The sequence below is a fragment of the Chloracidobacterium sp. genome, from assembly GCA_016720705.1.
Lineage (GTDB): Bacteria > Acidobacteriota > Blastocatellia > Pyrinomonadales > Pyrinomonadaceae > OLB17.
In genome coordinates this window covers 1,997,673-2,013,866 of sequence record JADKKB010000007.1, presented here as the reverse complement: position 1 = coordinate 2,013,866, position 16,194 = coordinate 1,997,673, and the positions used below count along the sequence as shown (strand labels likewise).

The following is a 16,194-nucleotide window of genomic DNA, read 5'->3' as shown; positions in this document are numbered from 1 at the left end:
CTTGAACGGCTTAACGCAAGCCGGTAGTGATCAACAATTGTGATCCGTCAAAGATCACCCTCGGGTAACGGCTGGCGTCGCCCCCCGTACCAGCCCATACCTTGGTCGTAATAACCTTGCCGTTGCGTCCGGCCGCAAATTGTATGCGCCCGCTAAAGTCGCTCAATACGCGGACCTCGCGTTTCTCGCCGGGTGCAAATTTATTGCCGGGCCCGAAGCTTTCGCCCGCGGTAAAGATGTGCGTTGCCATATTCGACCGATTCTCAATGATCGCCGTCACGGACTGGTTGCCGACCGATGTCGAGGGCGGTTTGGACGGTGTCGGCGTCGGCGTCGACGTACCGCCGACAGATGTCTGGGCGGAACCGGCAAAATAGCCCTTAACTACGGCAAATCCCTTGCCGCCGCTCTGAGAGTTTTGCGACCACGTCGCAGGCGACGAATCGACGATCGTGTATGTTCCCGGCGGGAGCACGACATTTGGCCTGACCTCCCAGTAGGCGTTGCGGACGCCGCCCTGTCCGGGCGTACCGGTGGCCCGCCACGGACCGTATTTAGTGCCCGAATTTTCGGTAAGGCTGATGTATCCGGGGCTCATTCCGGTCGCGTTGTTCCAATGATAGGTTTGGATATATGTCAGGACCCATTTGCCGGTCACCTTAAAGGCTGTGGGCGATGTAGGTCCATTGGACACGCCGTAAATATTGCCATTATTGAGCACGTGAGTTTCCTTGCCGGCGGGAACGCTGCCGGTCTTGGTGGGCGGCGGTGTCGGCGTGGGTTTCGCTCCCGGTATCTTGATCGATCCGATGCCCGGAATGTTGATCTTGGACGGGATCTTGGATGGCGTACCGGACGGCTTAGGCGTCGGCCGTGGCGTTGCGACGGGTTTAGGCGTCGGCCTTGGCGTCGAAACCGGTTTGGGCGTCGGTACGGGTTTAGGTGTACGTATCGGCGTCGGGATCGGTTTTGGCGTCGGTTTAGGTGTCGCTGCGGGTTTTGGTGTCGGCGTCGTCTTGAGCTTGAGCCTGTCACGGTTAGCGACGGCCTCAGCGTTGGACGGGTCGAGCTTGACCGCCGTCTCATAGTCCTTGATCGCGTTCTTCAGATCATTGCCCTGTTCGCGACATTCACCGTGGCCGTTATAGGCCTGGCTGTTTCGCGGATCGAGAGCGATCGCCTTTTCAAAGTCACGCAATGCCAGCGGACAACTGCCGCTCGCCTGATACGCCATACCGCGTGCAAGGTATGCCCGTGCGTTGCCGGGTTCGAGATTGATGATGCGTGTGTAAACATCGATCAGGCCCGCGTTGTTGTTTGTTTTGACGTAGACGGCGGCGAGGGCAGTCAGAGCGTCCATATTTCGCGGTTCGACGATTATTACGCTTTGATAGTCACTGACAGCACCGGCATTATCGCCGGCCTTGTCACGGGTCGCGGCCCGCTTCATATGCCACGCCGGCACGCCGGGTTTGAGCTCAATGCCCTTGTCAAAGTCCTTGAGAGCGCCTTTAACGTCGTTCACCGCCAGCTTGGACGAACCGCGTTTGATGTAGTTCTCAGCATCGTTCGGATTGGACTTGATAGCCGAATCGTACGCTTTGATCGCCGACTTGTGATCGCCCGACGCGGTCGCCGTATCGCCTTTTGCCTCCGCGTCGTCCGCCTTGGCACCTTTCTCGCCGCGTGCGAGACGGTCGGCAATGATCGCCTTGTATTTAGCAGCGTCGACGTGCGATGGTGCCGTTCGCAACACCTCATCGGCATTTGTGAGGCCGAGTTGGAGTTGCTTTTTATCAAATTTGACCGCCTCTGCGGCCGCCTTGACCTGCATCATCAAACCGTTGACGCGGTCTTTGCGTTTTAGAGCCTCGGCCTTGAGGCTTTCGGCGGTCTTGGGCTCGGAGTCGATCGTGCTGCTCCAATATGTGTCAAAGCTTTTCAAGATCTCGTCGACATCCCGGACCACGCCGTCGTAATCGCCGGAGTTCTGTTTCGCTTCGGCCTGCCTGAGCATACCGCGGCGGCGTTCCTTTTCGGTTTCGCGTTCGCGTGCCAAGTCTTCGTAGCGTTTTAGTTCAGCCTCGTTTGCCGGCGTGAGCTTGAAACCCGTCCGCACTTGCGGAGCAAGACTGAGAGCCTTTTTGAAATCTTTAGCCTCGTTAGCCAAACGAACAGAGGCGATCGCGTCCTTGAGTGCCGCGTCCTGCTTGCCCATTTTGTCTTTGATCTCATTTTCGAGATCCACAACGGGCTTGTATTTCGGGTGAAGAGCCTTTGCGACATTCAACTCCTTGGTCGCGTCGGCAAACTTGTTTTGGCCAAGTAGTGTTCTGGCTTTTGTCAGTTGCCCCTGCACCGTCGTCCGCTCCTTTTTCCATTTGGCAGCCAGAGTTTTGGCCTCGACGCTCTTCGGTGCCGCAGCGAGGACGCTGTCGATGGTAGTTATGCCCTCGTCGAGCAAGCCCTTCTGCACCATTGCTTTGGCCTCGTTGAGTTTGCCGGAAACGTCGCCCTGCTTTTTGCCGTTGTCGATATCGGCCTGCGAAATGGTCACGGAGAATGTACCGGTTCCGCGGCCAAGCTCGACGCCATCCTTAGTTTTGATAATTACCGAGGCTTCGCAACTGCCGACCTGGCTTCGATTGATCCGGACGGCCTGCGAGATATCGCTACCGACTATATGCGAATCTTCGTTGACGCTCCACTGATATCTGACATCCTCGATCTTCGGGCTGACATCGACGCGGAGATTGACATTTTGGTGAATGGCGATCGCCTTTTCAACCGTAACGAGCCCAACGCCCTCTTTCCAGACCTGCGGTGACGGCCCTTCGGTTCCGAGAACGGTGACCTTTATTTCGGGTGGAAATGCGGTGAACGTCGCCGACTTGCTGCCTAGATCCTCGCCGGTTACCGGGATGCGTCCATAGACGGTGACGGTGATCGGCTTGAGGTCCTGCGGTGCGAACGTTATCTCGGACGAGTCCTGCGACGTGCCGAGCAGTTTGCCGTTTTGGCTTAGCTCCCAACGAAAATCGATGGCTTTCCGGTCGGGTATTTTCGCCGTGACCTTTGCTTTGACCTCAGCCGCCACCAATTGCTTGACGGGGCTGAATACCAGTTCGAGTTCGGGTTTGGCGACCTCGATCGCTATCTCGTCGGACTCGCCGACGGGCGTCACTTTATCGCCTTCTTTAGTAAACGCCTTGACCAAAACACTGGTGGTGCCCACCTTATTAAATACGGCCTTGGTCGTTGTGGAACTGCCGCCTGTGTACTCAAACGGGTTAAATTGGATCTCGGGGTGCGGCTGCCAGAGAAAATAAAAATTGCCCTTAGCCGGCTTGTCACCCGACATCACGGTCGCCTTGAAGCTCCGTGATTCGCCGAACGAGATCTTATTCTCCTTATCCAACAGCTCGATCTTGACCGTCATCGCTTCGACGATAACGGTACAGCTCACCGTAGCCGAGTCGCCCTCGTCATCGGTCACCGTAACCGAAACCGTCTGATTTCCGGGCTTGCCGTTATCGGCAAAGATGAATTTGTTGTCCTTGGCGGAGCCGTTGCCTGTCCAGGTGTATTTATGCGGCGGAATGCCGCCGCCAATGGTGGCCTCGAAATTGATCGTTTCTCCTAACTGTGCGGTGATCGGGCATTTTTCGAAATTAAATTTTACGGTAAGCGGCTTGGCGTGTTTTTTGTTCTCTTCACGCCTCATCTTGTCGGCTTTTGCCTCGTCATATGTTCCGGCACCGTAAACGCCCTCATAGCATCGCTTGGACTCCTCATTTGGTGCGCCAAAGGAATGCCTGCGGGTACAGCCAAATGCACCAAGGCCGCCGATGCACGGACCGGAGCTTTCACACTCGGGTATTACTTTACCCTCAGGATCCCAATAGACGCCGATATGGCCGGCCCATCCGCTGTAGCAGCGGCAGAGGCAATTAAAATATCGAATTTTCTTTTCGGTCTCTTCATCGACCGTCGGAGGTTTGGGCGTCGGTGACGCGGTCGGCGACGCGGTCGGGTTCGCTGTCGGCGTTGCTATTGGCGTTGCCGCCGGGGTTGGCGTCGGTATCGGTCCGGGCGTTGCCGCCGGGGTCGGAGTGACTCTCGGCGACGGAGTTGGAGTTGCTCTCGGTGTCGGCGTCGGAGTCGGCGTAACTCTCGGGGTGGGCGTCGGCGTCGGCTTGACGGCACCCGACACGTCGAACTTCAACTCTTTGCGTAACAAGATGGTCGACTTGCCATTTGCCCCCTCGACCAGCAGTTCGCAAACAACGCTTGAGGCACCATTCTTGGGTGCGGTTACGGCCGTCCGTGAGCGGTCATAGTTATCGACCTTGCAGTTGTTGCAGGTCCAATTGTAATGAAATCGCGGTTTGCCGCCGAAAAATCGCTCAGGGATCGATGCGGCGATACCGGCGATATCAAGCGGTTTTGGCTTGGCCGGCATCAGCGACAGTTCGAGAAAGCTTCCGGGCACCGCGACGTTCATCGTCACGCTCAGCGAACCCTTTGCACGGTCAACACCGCCCCGGGTCACGATCACCGTGATCTTGACCGGTTCCGGACTATACGGTGCAAAGTTCGTCCGCAGATTTGTGTCGTCCGGCGAAAAACTGCCATTGAGCGCCGCAAACCATTTCACGCTCAGCGTGCCGTCGCTATATAGATTCGCCAGCACCGGATCATTGAATCGAAGTTCAAACGATGTCGAACGATCGAGCGTCAGACGCTCATTGCTCTTGCGTATCTCGGCACCTTTATCAAGCCGTGCCTGAAAGTCGGCACTGCCGGCATAGAGCTTTTTGACCCGTTCGACTGCCACTTCGTACTCGGTAAAATACGTAGAGCCCTGATCTGCCGTATCCTTGTCGGCCTCGTCGAGCGCCGCCCGCCAAGGGAATACGACCTGGCTCATTATCGCAAAGGCTTCTTTATCGATCACATCCGAAGTTTTGGGGGTCGATCCTTTGATGACCGTGATCTCGCGGGTGATGCGTGCAAGTGCCGAGGCAAAACCTCTACGCGACTGCTCGGACTTTCGTTCATCATCGGCGAAATCGCCCGTCCATTTGAATTGCAGTACCGATGCTCGCTCCCAACCCGTCTTAGTGGCGATATTGGTTTTGACGTTTCGCTGCCAATTCCAGATCCGCAAATATGTGTCGTAGGCCGCAGTCCAATGTTTACCGCTTTTCATATCGCGCTCCTCGGTCGTATCGGAGCGAACCGATGCCGCGATGTCTTCGGCCTGCTTTTTTACCACTGCCGATAATTTGACCTCGAGTTTGCTGCCGCGGAGCGATTCGATCTGCGACTGTAGTTTATCGAGTTTTCCCTCGGTCTCATTGACGGCGGCGAGCGTCGCCCGCTTGATCTCGGCCATTTCGATCAACTGCGGTATCATCACCTTTTCCTTGACGATCTCACGCCGATCGACGATCTTTCGCTTGAGCAAGCCAAAGACCTTGCACCAACGCTCTTCGCTCTTTTGGCAAACGGTCTCAAAACCAAACAGCCAGCGGCCGAATCCGGCGGTTGCCGAAAATACATTTTCAGCCCCCAAGGCCTCCGCGTGATTGATCGCCGCAAGTTGCTGCTCGGCAGCCATCCGCAATTGCTGTGTCACGGGATCCTCGGGAATAAATGCCTTGTCGAGCAGGTCAGTGCTGACGGCCGAAAGGTCGTTCATAAGATACTCTTTGCCGGTGTGGCGGTACCTCAGAGCCTTAGTCTCAAATAAATATTTGGCCAGAGCCTCACGCTCCACCGTCGTGCCCGCAGGCAGTTTGAGGCGTAAGAACTTCGGCCGTTCGCCGGACGTGTCATATTCGCCGTTGTAAACAAAGAAATCGATCAGTCCCTGCTGCTGCATCTGTATCCGATACGCACCACCGAGATCGATCGAGAGGATCAGAACGTCGCCGACAAGCGCGATCGGCCACGCCGGTGAGAAATACAGTGCGTCCTTGATGAAAAGCACCATCACCGTCTTGTCCATACCCTCGGTAAACAGCAATTTGACCTCGCTGCCGCCCGGCACGAAATCCATTAGCCCGAATGCGGCCGAGCTGAGGTCTTCTTGAAAATTACCCCTTGCCCACGAGTCGTACATCGCCTTGAGGCACGCCGCACCACCGGCGGCGACCAGACTCGCCAAAACGACCTTTTTGGCCGCGGGATTTTTGGCCATCTTCATAAAAAAGTTATCGCCGAGATCGGTACCGAGCATTTCCTCAAGTGCCGTAAGTGTCTTGGCTTCGGGTGTATTTGCCTTTCTGGCACGACGGGCAGTTACCTGCTGGAGGCGGGCGAGTCGGCCCTCCGATTTGACCAACATATCGATAAAAGCCTCGCGTGTGCCGCCGGATGCGATCCACTGATCGAGTGCCTCGACGAGGTCCTTGCTCTGCTGAAAACTGGTGTAGAGAGCACTGTAAACTTCCCGATTTTCGCCGGCCAAGGATTTGAGCTTGGCGATCATTTCGGCCTCGGGAATATCGATGACACGGTCGCGCATCAGGGCAAAGCCGGTCGTGAGTTCGTTCATCATTCGACGCACTTCCGCATTTGATGCGAGCGAGCGTCCCGTGGTCTCAGCCGTCGCGATCACCGGGGCGAGTCTCTGCGGGATCTCCTTAAAGGCAAGATCGATATTCTGAGCCCGCAGGGTTTCGATCCAGGAGAGTTCGGCCGATGTCAGGTTTGGCCGTAGCTTTAACTCGGAGCGGAGCGAGGTCAGCTTAGCAATGTCCGACGCCGTGACTGACGCCGCTTCGCCTGCTACATTTCGCATAGCACCCGACTCGCTCAGGGCAAATCGCTCGCGCAGAATGTATTTCACCTTTTCCGAATCCGGCAGGTTTTCCCATCCGGCGTGCGTCTGCACGATCTGGCGTTCGCAACTGCCGACGACGGTCAGTGCACCAAATTTTTGCACGGTCGCCTTGACCGCCTTGTCGTCCATCAGGTCTGCGAGCATCTTGCTCTTTTTGGATTCGACGAACTGCCGGAGCGGCTTGGCCGTCATCGACAGCGATTCGCCCGTGCGTTCGGCAACAACTGCTCCCTTATCGAGCATCTCGCCCTTAATACTCGCGACACCCGATTCGCCGAGGAATTTGTCCGGTTCGAGCAGATCCAGAGCCGTTAGGTCGATGCCGCGAATATTCTTGAGCGAGCCAAGATCCATCGCCTTGACCTTAAGCTTGGAGAGGCCTTGATTTTCGAGAATGCCGTTGAGCATTCGAGCCGCCTCCTCTGCCTTGGGTCCGACGAATGAGATATCGTCGTCCGAAAATAACATTCGGTAGCCTGCTCCGCCGTCGCCGGAACCTCGGATCTGAAGGTAGCGCTTGCCCGATGATCCGGTGCGGATGACGGCCTCTAGTTCGTTGCCGTACGATGCCATCACCTCGCGGATCGCGTCGTCAACTCTCGAATAACGCCGTCGATCGAGCGTCTCGCGGACGACCGCCTCAAATGCCGTTGGGCCGTCCGAGTACTTCACACCGGCGGCCTTGAGCTTTGCGATGAGTGCGGCCTCGTCCTGCTTGGACATTATGTTGAGTTCACGCATCATCCGATCGACCACCGCCTCGTCCGGACTACCGGAACGTGCCCATTGCTCGAGTAACCGTTCGGTCTCGTCCTGGGCAGCCATTTCAGGAAAAAGGGACGCCAGAGAAAGGCCATCGACACGAGTCACCGGCGGCACAAGATCCGGCGCCGCCGAGGTTGACTTAAACGACGCCGAAAACTGGGCTGAAACTGTAGAGATCGTGACTAAAAAAACAAATACGAGTGCGGACGCTAATACGCGGTGAACTCTCATACTGACTCCTTGGCTCGCAGTCGGAAACCCGCTTGCGGGCGCCACATTTAACGATCTGTCGAAGAACAGCGGTCGTATTACTACATTAATATTCAGCGCAAGTTGCGTGCCGAGAAGGCCGCCTCTGCAGCCTCAAAACACCGTGGAAAATAGGCTATTGAGTCTTGTATTTTCTGCAGCTTGACCACACATTGGCGAATTTCTCACAGCGGCCGTGTGTTATTTCGCAAGTCGTCGGTAAAGTGCAGATCGACGACCACTTTCGACCGGGCAGCGAAGACTGTGATCGCCGGGTGCGATCGCTCCGAGCGGTCGTGTTTCGCCATAGCTCTTACTCAAAACCGAGTCCTTGCCACTTTGAGATCGGCGATATTAGAGGTAATATCTGTTTGTAACTAAACAACACACGTTGAAACACGAATATGAACGACGAATTTTCTAAACGCCTCCAACGCGCCTTTGACTACGCCTCAATGGCCGAGATCGCCCGCCGCATCGGCGTGCCCCACGCAACCGTCCGTAATTACTTCGGCGGACGATTGCCCGCTCCTGAGGTGCTGATCAAGATCGCCAATCAAACCAGTGTTTCGCTGAATTGGCTGCTTACAGGTAAGGGCGAGATGCTGGTCGGCGTTGCGCCAAAACTCGATCTCGGCCGAATTTTTGAAGAAAGGATAAACGAGATCATCGACCGCCGATTTGCCGCTAGTCCATCCGAACCGGTCGAGGAACTTGGCACGATCGACGCACCGCCAACATTTGACATCGAAACGGCTGTTCGAAACTTTGACGACCCGCAGAGAGTGATGAACGAGTGGTTTCGCTTCGAGGGACGTGATTATCCCGAAGATTACGGCGTCGTGTTTTTCCAGGGTTGGTCGAGTTATTCGAGTGCCGAAAAGATCGAGGCCGTCCGCGATGCCAAAAAGGTGCTTGACCGTACTCTAAAGGCAAAGTAGCTCCCAATTTATTGATATCGCCGCACCATTCGTGATACATTGTTGCTCTAGCAGTACACTGCTCCCATCTAATGCGATTTTTAGCCGAAAAAGCGTCAGCCGCCTGCCGTCAGTGGAACCGTAAAGCGTTGAACGAAGACGACTTTCACCGTATCTGCCGTCGTTTACGTGTCTCGGTGACAGAGATGCCTTTGCGGACGAACGGCTTTTACTATTCGGTTCGCGGCCGCCACTTTATCGCCATCGACAGCAGACTGCCGCCACTCAAAAGACTCTTTGTGATGTTTCACGAGCTGGGGCATTTTCTCCTGCATTTGCCTGACTCGGGCACCACAGCCAACTTTCACGGCGTCGGACACCGCGACCGTAAGGAGCGCGAGGCCGACATCTTTGCGGTATGTGCTCTGATCCCGAGGGATTGGATCGTGGGCCGCACCGCCGACGAACTTGTCAGCGATGAGGGATTGCCGCCGGACCTCGTCGCCGAACGGGCCGAGCTATTCAGGGTCAGAGGCATATAACGCCTGGGCCGCGGAGTTTGCTTGACAGTCTGTAAGTCAACAAGTATATTATTTGATTCGGCTTTGCCGAAAAAAGCCGGTTCCGCCGCACCTCTCAGGTGCGTCAAGGCATATAAAGCATTGGACGATCTCGTATTTTCCGGTGACGCTGCGGACGGTGTTCACTAACCATTAGGCCGCCCTAGCTCAGTTGGTAGAGCATTCGATTCGTAATCGAAAGGTCGTCGGTTCGACTCCGATGGGCGGCTCCACATAATAAACTGCAGTAAATAATATACTTACCTTAAATAACAAAGCGGCTCGCAAGGGCCGCTTTTCTTTGTTTGTCCGGACGGTCGGTCAAGGCACGCGCGAGATTATTCGCTGTGATGGGGATTTTTGACGCCAGCCCCACCATTTATGCCATTTATGACTGTACAATCGCACCTTTTGGTGGATTTTACGGCTTTTTGCGAGGCACGCTTTTTGCACTCTAAGTGTTTGAGGTGACGAAATGAACAGCACCATAAAAAATACCGATCAGACGTTTGCTAAACGGATCCATCGCGGGGGCGGTGCTCATCGTGAAGGGATGAAGCTTGCTGAACCGGCATCGTGTCCGAAATGCAGTTCTATTTACTGCGACGGTCGCTGGGTCAGTCCTCAGTTTGTTAAGGAAAGCGGTAAGCACAAGCATTGGCGACCCTCAAATGCCGTCATCTGTCAGGCGTGCCGCCAGATCGCCGATCACGTGGTCGGCGGTTATCTGACCTTGAATGGCAAGTTTCTCGTAACTCATCACGACGAGATCATCAGACTTATCGAAAATGAGGCGATCCGGGCGATCGAGGACAATCCGCTTTCGCGAATAATGGATCGGATCGAGGCCGAAGACGAGATTCTCTTGGAGACGACGACCGAGCATATGGCACAAAGACTCGGACACGCGCTCAATAACGCATTTTCGGGCAAGGTGACATACGATGTTTCGCACGAGAATAAGGTCGCCCGCGTAAACTGGCATCGCGATTAACCAAGATTATATTTCAAGTCCGGTCGCCGCAGACGCCGGGCAGAAAGTACGGTATGAGCACCATCCGCAGGTTTCGGCTGAGGGTTTTGGTGTGTAATCGCCATTGCGAATGTCGTCGATCAACCTGAGAGCCTCGGCATCGATCTCACGGAGTTGTACCGCATCAAACTCGTGGAGTTTGTCGAGGCGAAGGTATGCGATCAACGCCCTCGGCTTATCAAAAGCCCTAGCGTATGCCCATAGCTGAAAGCGGTGTTCGTGAGGGTTAAAGGTACCGTCCGTCTTGTAATCCAGCACAAAATCATCGCCGACAACATCGGCAATAGCGGTCAGGCTGACACTCCCGATCTCGACCACGGATCTGAGTTCGCGGGCGGTGCCGAGCGGGCGAACGGCATCGTACGCCGGATGCTCGCGAAACTTTGCGGCCAGACCGATAGCCTCATTCAATTCAGCGTCGTTACCTTCGAGCGAACGGCGGCGGAGTTCGTCGATGTTGTCGATATCGAGTTCGAGGGCCAAATGCGTCAGCGTACCGACCTCACGAGCCCGAGCATAGACATCCGATATTCCCGGATGACCCTCGACAACCTGATACTCAAATTGCTTGGGGCAGAGCGCGTAGGTCGTCAGGCCGGTCGCCGGGATTTCCCGAACGCCGATCTTTACAGGCTCGATACTGACCGTAGTCGGCAATGCAAATGGCGGCGGATCGCCCGGGCTAGGGGCTATCGCGTCATCGTAATTGAACGGTATCTCTTGGGCGACGATGCCGGCGGCGTCCAGGCCGGGAGTAAGGATATCGAGATCGTATCCCTTACCCTTGGCCGCCGTGAGGATCACCTTGTCCTTAGCCCGCGTAATTGCGACGTACAACAGACGACGCGATTCTTCGAGTTCGCGAATTTTGCGGCGGAGTTTGATCAGCTTATAGATGCCGGGCTCGCTCTTTTCATATTCATCACCCTCGATCTGAAACGCTACCCCCAACTCGCTGTCGATCACGATCGGAGCACTGTCGCCGCGCGGCTTTGAGGTGAGATCCGGGACGAAAACGACCGGCCATTCGAGGCCTTTGGCACGATGGATCGTCATCAGCACGACGGCGTCGCCGGCATCGACGGGCGGACGCGGGATATCGGTCTCGGTCTGGTACAACTCGCGCAAAACCCTCGCTGATGTAAAAACGCCGCCGCCCGACCGTCCGTCAATCTTGCGCAAAAGAGCGTACATCCCGCTCAAGTCGGCGGTCCGCCTGAGGCCTTGCGGCAAATTTGCGACAACAGCGCCGTATCCCGTCAAACGGTCAGCAAGCCGGACGAGGCTCTCTGCCGTGAGGAGATCGCGGCCCGCGATCAATTCGTCAAGGACACTGACGGCATGGGCAAACTCCGGCCGGCCACGGATCGCACCCCACCAGGAAACGTCACCCTTGACCGCTCGCGACGCGTCATAAAGCACCTTGTCACTAATTGCGAAAAATGGACTTCGCAGTACCGCCGCGAGCGGGATCGGGTCGGACGGTTGGGCCAGAAAGCTGATAAGCGAATAAACGTCGAGAGCTTCGCGGGTTTCGAGCAAACTGCCGCCGCCGGCATTGACCGCCGGTATATTCACAGCCGACAGCACACTCTGATATGTCTCTAGCGGAGCCCAGCGACGTCCGATGATGGCGATGTCGCGGTAGGCGACGCCGGCGTCATTTAGCTCCTTGACGCGGGCGGCGATATATCTCGCCTCGATCACCTGCTGGTCACGGGCCAAACTGCCCTTTTCCGCGGCGACCGTCGCCAGCGTGATGTGGGGCGATGCGATCGTCGAACTTTTTCGCTCGGCGTCGAGCGGTTGGTGGATCGGTCCCAGGACTTCCTTGAATAGCGTGTTCATCGCCTCGACGAGTGTCTCGTGCGTCCGAAAGGTTCGACTGAGCGGCACGCGTTCGCCGCCGCGGGAGTCAACGATCGAGTCACGAACGCGGGAAAATACATCGACGTCCGCACCGCGAAATCCATATATGGACTGTTTTTCGTCGCCGACGATGGTCAGTATCGCCTCGCTCGTGAGGCGTTCGAGGATGTCGGCCTGGATGGGGTTTGTGTCCTGAAACTCGTCTACCAGAAACGCTTTCCAACGCAAACGGTAGTGTTCCACAGCCAACGGATCTGCCAAAACTTTCAGCGCATAATGCTCGAGATCGTTAAAGTCCAAAACCTTTTCCCGCAGCTTTGCGGCGGCTATGTATTCTCGAACCTGATGAAACGCCTCGGCCAACGGCGGTATGCGGCGGGCCGCCTCTTCGTCGTCGGGGCCAAACGTGATCGACGCCACCTCCAAGGTACTGCGAACGAGAGCCTTGAGCTCGACAAGGCAACTGCGAACGCGTTCAAGGGCGCTCGCATCCCATTTTTTAGAACTGCCGGAGTTTATTTTGAACCGTTTCAGAATGGTCTCAAGTTCCAAGACTACGCCGTCGCTGCCGACGTTGGCCATTGAGTTGATCACATCGCCGCGGATCACCTCGAGTGTGTCGTTCGCCCCACCGCAACAATCTGTAAGGATGTTGGCCGCGTCACTCCAAACGTCTGAGTCGACAAGTGCCGCGATGGCATCGGAGCGCGCCTGATCAATGGCCTTACGCCAGTTTTCGGCGCCGAGACTGAGAGCTTTTTCAGACGCCAGTGGATCCCTGAGCAGTTCGTTGAGGACGCCGACCAGCCATTTGAAACCAAGATCGTCGGATATTTCGACGTCGATCTGCCCGAGAGCTTCGTCAAACTTCTCCGAGGCCCAGAGTGGCGATTCGAGCTCATCGAGTATGACAAAATCCGCAGGAATACCGGCAATGTCGTAGAAATCACGACAGATGCGTCCCGCGAGTGAGTGCATCGTACTGATCTGTGCGGCTTCGATCTCGGCGATCAACTTTTCGTCGTTGAGCTTTTCGATCAGAGTCTGTCGGATGCGCGAACGCAGTTCCGCGGCGGCCTTTTCGGTAAACGTAACGGCGACGATCGCTAGCGGCGACAACTCGTGTTTGCGAACGTGGTGGAGATACCGTTCGGCAAGCATACGCGTCTTGCCCGTGCCCGCACCTGCGGTTACGGCAACGCATCCGTCGGCCTCGGCCGCGGATTTCTGATCCGATGTAAGGGCTATGCTGCTCGTGATTTCCTCCTCAGCCGCGGGCCCTTGCGGCAGACCGATTCGAGCTCACAATACTTGCAAACCGCTTCGGCGTGATCGGGGTCGACGGCAAACGCACCTTCGGCCAGCAGCGATCTGACGTCTTCTACCAAGTCGGTCAATTTTTCGATATCGCCGTCCTTTTCCGTTCTTAATATTTTGCCCTTGGTCAGCGAATAATAGGCACTGTCGCCATAGTTGCCGCCCGGATACAGGGCGGGGAGGGCGACGTTGGCATAGAGCGGTATCTGGACATCGACCGCGAGTTTGCCGCTGCGGTCCTTAGCCCCGAGCGGTTTAGTACCGCTGGTCTTGTAGTCGATGGCGATCAGGCCGTCAGGCGTGTCATCGACGCGGTCGATGCTGCCGGTAAAGGTAAATCCTTCCCAATCGGTCCTAAATTCAACCTCGACACCGACGACGCTTGACCCGTCGGTGATGAACTCAGGAGCCTCGATCGCTTTTTTAAGTTCCCGGATCTGATCGGCACGTTCCGACTCCCAGTTCGGCAGATCGGGCAGAGCCACCTTCGGGTCGCGTTCGGCCTCGGCAAATGCCTCGTCGATGTGCTCAAGCGTCGCGGCACGTATGTCGGGCGCGTTCTTTGCCCTTTCGATGGCGATCTCGAGCGCCTTGTGGTACAGCGTGCCGCGCATTGCCGGATCCAGTCCGAGTTCCATCTCGTCGATCGGTTTTAGCCTCAGCAGTCGCTCGGCAAACCAACGGAATGAACATTGGCCGATCTGGGTCAATTGCGATGCACTCCAGGTGCGGCGGGACGGATCGTACGGCACGCCGATCACGCCGTCGTATTCATCATAGATGCCGGTATTCTCGCGTTGGCGTTCGACACAATGCTGAGCTTTGGCTCGCGTTAAAGCGGCATCGGTCGGCAAGGCGTCATCCGAGCGAAGGTACGCTCGACGGAGTTCCTCCGGGCTTGAGGCTATCGTCGATTCGGCGACGGCCGTTATACCGCCTTCACTGATACGCTTAAAAAAGGGACTTTCAACCGTCTCGCGATCGTCGATGATCTTGGGAAAGCTAAAGCTAATATTGCCGCGGGCGGCGTTAAGTGTGAAATAGAATGACAGTTCTTCCCACCGTGCGACCTCGGCCGCCTCGGCAAATTCGATGCCGTGTGCGGCAAGTTGACGCCGTTCGAAGAAATCGACGACCGGATCTTCGGACGTGGTTTTTGGAAAGACGCCTTCAGCCATTCCAAGTACAAAAACCCGCTCATAGGTAACGCCGACGATATTCTTGGGTTCGATGACCGCAATGCCGGCAGCCGAAGGGCTAAACGGGACGGTCTCGTCGGCGAGCAATTCGCCGACGGCGGCGGCAAATCCGTCCAACGACATCATATGATCGCCATCCAGAGCCTTGAGCTCGCTCAGAGCCTCGGTGAACGCCCGATAGGCGAGTGATTCGCGGGTGCGCGGTGCCGCCTTTTCGCGGACCTTGATCGACTTAAGAAAGTTTGTAAGAGCGTCTGCCCGATCAGACAGAGTCAGGTCTTCGTCCGCCCATTCGAGTGCGGCGATCTCGGGAGACACAAGTGTCCAGGCCCGAACGCCGGAATAATGCTCGACACGGGCCTCGGTCCATTTGCCCTCGGGCATTTTCGGCCCAAAGGGATGCATCAGAAGCCGGGCTGCGGGCTCGAAGGCAAGCTGTTTCAAAACGGCCTCAAGGATCAGCTCGACAAATCCGCCAAAAACCGTTTTTGAGAGCGGCATTTCGAGCGTGATATTGACCGGCAAGCCGTATTCGTCGGCCACGGCCGCGATGGCCGGAGCATAAGCCTCCTGGGCGCGAACCGCGAAAGCTATCTCACGTGGATCGACCCCGGAAATGACCAACTGCTTGGCCTCAGCCAGACACGAGCGCACCTCAGCGTCGATATCCGAATACGCACGAGCATCGACGCTCTGTCGCGGCGAGACCTTGGCGTATGACGCTGCGAGGCGTTCACCGGTGGTGGCGGGCGATGTCTCATCGTGCGAAATCTCCCATCCGCGGTCTGCCAAAAATCGAATCCAACGTTGGTTGACCGTAAACATCCCATCGGCCACGCACGGCAGATACAATACGCTGCCATCGCCGGCAAGAGCGTCAATGAACAGGATCTCTTCTTTTCGGGCGCGGTGATAACCGTAGATAGCCAAAGGACGGCGTTCCTGGGCGAGTGCAGCGGCCGTTATGAGCATCTCTTCGCCGTCGATCGATCTTCTTTCCCGCAAAGACCTCTTGTACTCGGCGGCGATCACGCCGAGCTGTCTGACACGTGGCGAACCGTGTTCGATAAGCTGCTGAGGGTCGATGCCGGTACTAAGAACGATTTTCAGGATCGGTCTGATCCTCGTTGCGAGAGCGGACGCGTGAGCGTCGGGAAATGTCCGCAAGATAGCCGATCTCAAAAGGTGCCTCGCCGTAACGCCCCGTGTCACCGTCATTCCGTTTTGCTTTATGACATCGGCCGCCAAACGGGTAAGTTTGGACGAGCAAATGCCGACACCTCCATTAACCGCCCGCGGATGAAGCGCGACCGTGAGCGCGCCGTCAGCAACTTGCCCGGTAATCGAGGGAAACAGTCCGGTTTGAATAATTCGTGACATCCGATCGAATTGGATTATACAAGAAATCCCGCGCGAGACGATGCCACGACGA

At 56.4% G+C, this 16,194-nt stretch carries 6 protein-coding genes and 1 tRNA gene; 4 read left to right on the top strand and 3 right to left on the bottom strand.

Features of this window, described 5'->3' with window-relative positions:
- Positions 1-10: 10 nt before the first annotated feature.
- Positions 11-7,846: a tetratricopeptide repeat protein gene (locus IPQ00_16160; protein MBL0242098.1), complete on the bottom strand. Its 7,836-nt coding sequence runs from the start codon at positions 7,844-7,846 to the stop codon at positions 11-13.
- Between the two features lie 422 nt (positions 7,847-8,268).
- Here IPQ00_16160 and IPQ00_16155 point away from each other — a divergent pair, with 422 nt between their 5' ends.
- From IPQ00_16155 to IPQ00_16140, 4 genes are all read left to right on the top strand, one after another.
- Complete coding sequence (locus IPQ00_16155) at positions 8,269-8,805, top strand: helix-turn-helix domain-containing protein (GenBank protein MBL0242097.1); 537 nt, start codon at positions 8,269-8,271, stop codon at positions 8,803-8,805.
- Positions 8,806-8,876: 71 nt separating this feature from the next.
- The gene (locus IPQ00_16150; GenBank protein ID MBL0242096.1) at positions 8,877-9,326 is read left to right on the top strand and encodes an ImmA/IrrE family metallo-endopeptidase; all 450 of its coding nucleotides are present in this window, start codon (positions 8,877-8,879) and stop codon (positions 9,324-9,326) included.
- Positions 9,327-9,501: 175 nt separating this feature from the next.
- Positions 9,502-9,577: transfer RNA gene (locus IPQ00_16145), tRNA-Thr, on the top strand.
- Between the two features lie 242 nt (positions 9,578-9,819).
- The gene (locus IPQ00_16140; protein ID MBL0242095.1) at positions 9,820-10,338 is read left to right on the top strand and encodes an ATPase; all 519 of its coding nucleotides are present in this window, start codon (positions 9,820-9,822) and stop codon (positions 10,336-10,338) included.
- 6 nt (positions 10,339-10,344) lie between these two features.
- Here the strand turns inward: IPQ00_16140 and IPQ00_16135 are convergent, their stop codons facing one another.
- Both IPQ00_16135 and IPQ00_16130 read right to left on the bottom strand, forming a co-directional pair.
- Positions 10,345-13,407 (bottom strand): UvrD-helicase domain-containing protein, encoded by a 3,063-nt coding sequence (locus tag IPQ00_16135; protein ID MBL0242094.1) that lies wholly within the window; start codon positions 13,405-13,407, stop codon positions 10,345-10,347.
- An 83-nt stretch (positions 13,408-13,490) separates the two neighbouring features.
- Positions 13,491-16,142 (bottom strand): PD-(D/E)XK nuclease family protein, encoded by a 2,652-nt coding sequence (locus IPQ00_16130; GenBank protein MBL0242093.1) that lies wholly within the window; start codon positions 16,140-16,142, stop codon positions 13,491-13,493.
- Positions 16,143-16,194: the final 52 nt, after the last annotated feature.